The sequence below is a fragment of the Bartonella sp. CL162QHHD genome (assembly GCF_042195435.1).
GTDB lineage: Bacteria > Pseudomonadota > Alphaproteobacteria > Rhizobiales > Rhizobiaceae > Bartonella.
The window spans coordinates 1-8,104 of record NZ_JBHIOG010000037.1 but is presented as its reverse complement, the minus strand read 5'-3'; the positions used below and the strand labels follow the sequence as shown (position 1 = coordinate 8,104).

Below are 8,104 nucleotides of genomic sequence, written 5' to 3'. Positions count from 1 at the left end.
AGGCATTCGCCGTTTGGCTCCAGATTAAAGAATCACTTTTTTCACCAGCAATTTCTTTGCTAATCTCATTTTTAATATTCGTGATAGAATCACCAACACCGGCAAAGGCAGACGCGACACTGTCATAAGTCGAGTCAGTAACGTCACCATCAGAATTGAAGCGCTTAACCTTGAATGTAGGAGCAGTCCACGTGCCATTCTCATACCTAGCGTTACCACCTAAAGATTTTGCAACATCGCCACCCAATTTATGAAGCTGATTACCCGTTACGGCATCCGTGGAACCAGCATTAATCGAACCATCTAAAAGAGATGTAAGCTTGCTATTGCTTTTGCTATCTTTCTCTCCATGCGTCGCTACAAAGGCACCTTTAGCCTTATCCCACAACAACGCATCAGCCTGAGCAGTGCTAATTTCATTGGTAATCTCTTTATGTAAATCCGTGAAAGAAGTGCCTACACCGGCAAACGCTGAAGCCACATCTGTATAGCTCTCCTCACTCTCAGTACCATCAGATTTTACTGTTTTAACCGTGAACTTAGGCTTGCTCCATTGGCCATCCTCATACTTAGCACCACCACCTAAAGACTTCGCAACATTGCTCCCTAGAGCATATAGCTGGTTACCAGCTACAGCATCCGTTGACGTTCTACTAATGTCTCCATTTTTAAGAGACGTAATCTTGCTGTTCTCTTTACTATCCCCATGCGTCGCTACAAAGGCATTCGCCGTTTGGCTCCAGATTAAAGAATCACTTTTTTCACCAGCAATTTCTTTGCTAATCTCATTTTTAATATTCGCGATAGAATCACCAATACCGGCAAAGGCAGTCGCGACACTGTCATAAGTCGAGTCAGTAACGTCACCATCAGAATTGAAGCGCTTAACCTTGAATGTAGGAGCAGTCCACGTGCCATTCTCATACTTAGCGTTACCACCTAAAGATTTTGCAACTTTATCACCTAGAGTATAAAGCTGGGAACCATTAACGGCATCGGTTGACATTTTTGAGAGCTCACCAGGAGAAACCTTCAAAAGACGCCGTGTCTTACCTTCACTACTCTCAAAAGTCACGTCAGTTAATACTGAGGTAGGAGCAATAGCTATCACAGTTGGCCCATCATCCGCTCGGTTTAGTGCACTGGGTAAGCTTCTTATAAGAGAAAAGCTGTCTGTGTTCTTATGCTGATCATCACTTTGAGATGGATTATCTTGTTTTTCCCCAATAGCATGGGGTTCCTTTATCTCAACAAGCTGATGATTTAAACCTGCCAAATCACTATTAGTGCCAGAAAATGCATCCGCAACACTTTTATAACCTTCTACATTCTTATAACCTTCCGTACCTGCAAATGCAGTATCAAAAGCAGCTTTAGTCTGAAACTTAATATTAAGACTAAAGTTCTTGGGGGTATCCTCCCCCTCCACAAATGCAGAGCCACTATCTCTATACAATTTACTGCCAACTACATAGGCTGGCGGTATACCTTTAAGCGCATTTGCACCACCACTAAAGTCGTTTGATTTGTTATTTAAAATCTGAGTAGCAGCAGCAACAGGAGAAACATTTGATAAAAAGATAATCACTGAAGCCAATGAAAGCGCTTTAATAAAAAGCCGTCGATAAAACGAGCAAGAATTTTTACAATCATTCACCACTAGCGCTTTTGGTGTGGTATATAATTTTTTCATAACAAATTCTCCAAATAAGAAATACATATTTAGAACATTAAAAAGTCATATTTCAGTGCTAGGGGTGATTAACGACGTGATTTTTGTTTGTTCTCTATAAAGTTTGAGTTTGCCGCAGAGGCGAACAGAAGTAATTAGAAGTCCGGCAAGGTTGTGATGGACGTTGATTAAAGGTTTGGTTAATGGGTTTTTTATTTTTTCCGCTTTTAAGAAGGATGCTTTTTTTTGCAACAAAACTCCTGAATGAGGGTGAAAAACGGATATGAAGAAGACATACTTGCGCCCTATTGTTAGATCTGCGGTTTATAGTTTTTAAAGTAAAAGAGTTCATTTTGTATAATTAAGAGGCTGTAATGTTTATTAGGGGAAAAGGTTAAGTTGTTGGCTGAATGATTTAGAGTACTTGTTGTGAAATCATTACGCTTTTATCGCGGGGGTAAGAGGTATACTCTTGAGCTTTAGATTTTTTTCTCTCAAAGAGCTTCAAAATAAAATGAAGGTGATTGTTTGTTTTTTTCATAATCCGTCGCGCCCCCCCTTGCGAGCATCTTTCTGTTTTTACCAAAATGAGTCTTACTAAAGAATATTTCGCAATGTTATAGACTATTGCGTAAAATAGCAAGAGGAAAATGAATTTAATTATTTTTACAGAATGAGTCTTTCCGATTTATACAATCGTAAAATATCCTTATAACTTTAAAATTCATAGATTCCATGCACTATAGACTTGTCTAGAGGTTCTGTTTAATCGTTCGTTTTAGGTGTCCCATTTTGATCAAAATGAGTCTTACTAATAATTGCCGCTGTTGCATACCTCATGATTGCTACTGCTATGCACAGAGCAAATAAATAAAATAATAATAATACGATTTTTGATTTTTTTAAACGTATCCCCCCAATGGATATTTTCTATCAATGAAATTATAGAACGTACAGTTTTAAAATACTGTGCGATTACGCACTCTATCAATTTATATGAGAGTATTACGCTGTATTTATAAAATTTTTGTTAAAGTAATTCACTTTTTACTAAAATCAATCTCACTAAGATTATTACTATAGAATACCTTGTTATAAGACTTTATAAGTATACTACTCTATGGACTTCTCTGTAAAATATTACTTCTCTATAATATAAAATTTCGCCCTTGTCTGATGAGACAAGGGCGAAACTTCGCTTAAATTGTAGTTTTTCATATTCTCTGGTGTTATTTTAATTTCAGAGTTATTCCACCACCTACACCCCACTGACCGCCAGCACTGGTTGCTGATAGATTAGAACGAATCTTGCCATCTTCAGATGTATAACCTGCACCAATCGCAAAGGCAGATTGTCCACGCCAAAAACCACCACCAAATGAAACACTCACAGATCCTGGGTCATCGAAGTAACGTAAGTTAGAGACTGCCAAACCAATCGCTGCTGCTTGCCTTGCCTCTTTGCGCACATTCGTAATATCATAACTTAGTGCGTCAAACTTCATATCGGTATAGGATTTCGCCTCATTAACACCATTATCGACTTGTTCTTTAGTATACCTTTTCGCACTTTCAAGAGTAATCTCCATCTGCTCCGCGGTATGATCGTATAACTGACCACCATTCACTGCGTCCTTAGAGCCATGTTCAATTTTTCCACCTTGAACATTCGTAATCAAAACAGGCTCACTGTCATCGACACCTTTTAGAGTGATGCTATTGATTTTCTTTCCGCTATCATCGGTATCATAGCTAACCGCAACATTCACCTTGTTTTCAACTTCTGTTACCCTGTCTGTAACGTCGGTTACATTTTTTTCAACTTCTGTTACCTTGTTATTCATCTGCGAAAACTGATAGTCAGTCACTTCATAAGTTGACTTTTCTAAAATTTCACTAGGAGCAACAGTTACCGTGGTTGAATTATCCGCCTCATCTATGGCGCTTTCTTCCTCATCTATGGCAAGAGGTAAGCTTCTTAGAAAACGTGCGCTTCTCATAAAAGGAAAGCCTTCTGAAATAATATCCGAAGAATTATCTTGAGGTGTATAACTTTTTTCAATAATACCAACGCTATCCTTTATCTTAACAATCTCCTCATTCAAACTTGTGAAAGCACTATTAACGCCAGAAAACGCATCTGCAACATTAGTATAGTTTTTCTCAGTTTCATTACCATTCTTATCAAAGGCTTTAACTGTAAATGTAGGATCTGACCATTTTCCCGCTTTATCATATCCAGCACCACCGCCAAAATAATGTGCAAATGCCTGAGCCATAAAATAAATTTGACCACCATTTACCGCTTCGGTCGATGTTGCCGTAAATGCACCCCCTTTAACACCAGAGAGAACTCGTGGAAAATTAATACCGTTTGCAATATCTATTCTATCACCACCCTTGTCTCCACCAATCGTAATAAGCCCAACGCTATTTTGCCTAACAAAACTATCACCTGTCACACTTTCGATCTTTTGATTAAGATTCGTAAAAGAACTACTTACACCAGAAAGCGCATCCCCAACATTCTTATAGTTCTTTTCAGTCCCACTACCATTTTTATCAAAAACCTTAACTGTAAAAGTAGGAGCATTCCAGTTTCCATCTTTATCATATCCAGCATTATCACTAAAATAGCTAGCAACTACATTGCTCATGGCATAAAATTGAGAGCCATTTATCGCATCAGTCGATGTTGCTGTAATCGAACCAGCCTTAACACCCGCAAGAGTCCGTGCCACATTATCAACATTCGCGATATTTACCCTGGCCCCACTTACTTTTCCACCAATGGTAATAAGTCCGGTATCATCTTGCTTAACAAGATTATCACCTGTCCCATCAATGACTATATTCTCAATCTTTTTATCAAGATTCGTGAAAGAACTACTTACGCCAGTAAAGGCATCCGCAACATTCTTATAGTCCTTTTCAGTTCCATTACCATTTTTATCAAAGACTTTAACTGTAAAAGTAGGAGCACTCCAGTTTCCATCTTTATAGCCAGCACCACCGCCAAAATAGCCTGCAACTACATTGCTCATGGAATAAAGTTGAGAACCATTTATCGCATCAGTGGACGCTGCTGTAATCGAACCAGCCTTAACACCCGAAAGAGTCCGAACTGCATTATCAACGTTTGCAATGCTTACCTTAGTTCCACTTACTTCTCCACCAATGCTAATAAGTCCCGTATCATCTTGCTTAACAAGACTGTTACCTGTCGCATCAATGACTATATTCTCAATCTTTTTATCAAGATTCGTGAAAGAACTACTTACGCCAGTAAAGGCATCCGCAACATTCTTATAGTCCTTTTCAGTTCCATTACCATTTTTATCAAAGACTTTAACTGTAAAAGTAGGAGCACTCCAGTTTCCATCTTTATAGCCAGCACCACCGCCAAAATAGCCTGCAACTACATTGCTCATGGAATAAAGTTGAGAACCATTTATCGCATCAGTAGACACTGCTGTAATCGAACCAGCCTTAACACCTGTAAGAGTCCGAACTGCATTATCAACGTTTGCAATGCTTACCTTAGTTCCACTTACTTCTCCACCAATGCTAATAAGTCCTGTATCATCTTGCTTAACAAGACTATTACTTGCCACCTTAATATTTTCAATCTTTGCATCAAGATTCGTGAAAGAACTACTTACGCCAGTAAAGGCATCCGCAACATTCTTATAGTCCTTTTCAGTTCCATTACCATTTTTATCAAAGACCTTAACTGTAAAAGTAGGAGCTATCCAGTTTCCTTTTCTATCGTATCCAGCACCACCGCCAAAAGAGATCGCAGTACTGACGCCTTGGGAAAAAAGCTGAGAACCATTGACTGCATCATACGAGATTGGCGAAACCCAACCATCAGCAACACCAGTAAGAGTCCTCAATCCATGAGAGCTATTTGCGATAGTTATTCTATTACCACCTACGTCCGCACCAATTGTAATAAGTCCTGATGCATCTTGCTTAACAAACTTATCATACCTAGTTTCAGCGACATAATTCTCCAAACCATACAACGCAGAACCAACATCTCTATATATTTTACCGTTAATTATATAGGTTGGCGCAATACTTTTACGTATATTTGTACCTCCACCAAAATACTGCGCTACATTACCCCAAAGATCACAAGCAAAAACAGGAGAAGCACTTGATAAAAAGGCAGCTACTGACACTAATGAAAGCGTTTTAATAAAAGGTAATCGATAAGACGAGCAAGAATTTTTTAAATTACTCACTGCTAGTGTGTGTGGTGTGGTATATAATATTTTTTTCATAATAAATCCTCTAAGTAAAAAAAGATATTAAAAACATTAAAAAGACATATTCTGGTGCTACTAAGCTCCAGAGATTATTTTTTCTTGTTTTATAAAAGATTAGGGTTGTCATAATGCGGAAGAGGACTATCTAAGATATCAATGAGGTTGTAGTCCACCTTGATTGATAGTCCGATTAATAAGGTTTATTTTCCCCTTTTAGGGGGGATTTTCTTTCTGTAGCAGAGCCTTTAAATTTAAAGGCGAAGAAAGGTGAAAGAAGTGTAGAAAAAACATGTTTGCGCGCTATTATTAAGTGTTGTGTGTTTAAGAGGCAATAAAGGATGTTTATTGCGCAAGGGAGTTAAGTTGTTTGTTGAGTAATTTAGAGCGTTTTTTGTAGGGTTATTGTGCTTTTGTCGTGAAAATAAGCGAGATACCCATGAGTTTTATATTTGTATCTCTTAAAGCTTTTTGAGATCAGACGATTGTGATTTTGTAATTTTTCCATAACTTACCGCACCCCGCTTTGCGAGAAGATTTCTAGTTTCTTTTAATTAATTTTTCGCACTCTATACAGATTATTAAAAAATAGCAAGGAAAAAATAATTTAATTATTTTTTTATATTTTTATATAATGCGTCTTTCTGATTCTTGAAATAATTCTAGAATTCATAGCCTCATTGTTTACACTTTAGGCTTTTATAAAAGTGCTGGTGCATCGTTATGCTTTAAATATCCCTGTTGTGATCAAAGTGAGTCTTACTTAATCATTCCCGCTGCTACATACAAAGAAAATAATAAAAATGGAAAAAATGAGATTTTTTATTTCTTTAAGCATACCCCCTAGTGGATATTCCTATTAATAAAATTATAAACTGTACAGTTTTAAAATATTGTGCGATTACGCGTGCTCTATTAATTTATATAAAAACATCACTCTGCATTTGTAATTTTTTTTGTTAAAATGCTTCACTGTAACTAAAATTAGTCCCACTAAGATTATTATTACAAAATACATTGTTATAAAACTTTACAAGTATACTACTCTATGAGTTTCTGTGTAAAATATCACTTCTTTATAAAATTTTTACCCTTGTCTGATGAAACAAGGGCGAATGCGTTTTTTATTATTAATGCAGTGTTAAGTTTACTCCTGCACTTAACCCCCTGTAACCTCTTGCACTCGTGACAGATATATTAGAGCGAATCTTTCCATCTTCTGACATATAAACGGTTCCAATAGCTCAAGCCAATCGACTACGCCATAAACCACTACCAAAACAAAGACTTAAAGACCAAAGGATATTAAAATAACTTAAATTCGATACTTCTAAACCAACAGAGGATGCCTGTCTTGCTTCTTTCTGAGCTGTCTTAATATCACATCTTAATGCTTCAAATTTTGTATCCGTGTAAGATTTTGCATCATTAACAACATTACTCATTGCATTATACTATGGATTCAGAAAAACATTTATCTATATATTTTTTCGCATCATTAAAAACTGTCTTAATCTGCTGCTCACTGTCATGTAATTGATCACCTTTTATGGCATTATACAATCCAATAATAATCTTATCAGCAGTAGAATTATGCAAAATAAAATACCCCCTATCTTGTCATAAAAAACAATGCTGCATTCATTAATAATATTATTACAATATATTAAAAATAAATATCGATTACTCAAATAATTCCTTTTGGAGATGATAAATGATTTTTTCATATAAAATTTCATAATAAAAAATATATTTTTACTCGAAATACGCCCTTATCTTCTATTGCTATTCATTTATGATGAAAATAACTTTCCTTCTCTTCAAATGGCACATGTAACGCATTTGATAAGAGAAGGAAAATTTATTTCGAATTTTCTATTGTTAATTCAGTGTTACCCTAAATCCAGCACCTACCCCCCAATGTCCCCCAGAACTCGTTGCAGATACGTTAGAGCGAAATCTTCCATTTTCAGACATATAACCAGCACCAAGAGCAAGTGCAGATTGACTGCGCCATACACCCGTACCAAATGAAAAACTTAATTTTCCCGGTGTATCGTCATAGCTTAAATTAGATACTGCTAGACCAATAGCAGCAGCTTGTCTTGCTTCTTTCCGAACATCCTGAATAGCATAATTCAACGTCTCAAATTTCATATCC

General features: G+C 36.7%; 3 protein-coding genes and 1 pseudogene. All 4 read right to left on the bottom strand.

Translation table 11 applies throughout. The features are described 5' to 3' along the window. Positions 1–1,693: pseudogene (locus tag ACFILD_RS03105) on the bottom strand (hypothetical protein); the annotation flags it as partial. A gap of 1,208 nt (positions 1,694–2,901) precedes the next feature. After that, a complete protein-coding gene (locus tag ACFILD_RS03100; protein WP_375664754.1) occupies positions 2,902–5,961 on the bottom strand; it encodes a YadA-like family protein in 3,060 nt (1,019 codons plus the stop codon). Positions 5,962–7,187: 1,226 nt separating this feature from the next. Further along, a complete protein-coding gene (locus tag ACFILD_RS03095; protein WP_273791568.1) occupies positions 7,188–7,388 on the bottom strand; it encodes a hypothetical protein in 201 nt (66 codons plus the stop codon). A gap of 436 nt (positions 7,389–7,824) precedes the next feature. After that, the coding region (locus tag ACFILD_RS03090) for a YadA-like family protein (protein ID WP_375663195.1) at positions 7,825–8,104 on the bottom strand (280 nt) is incomplete at its 5' end.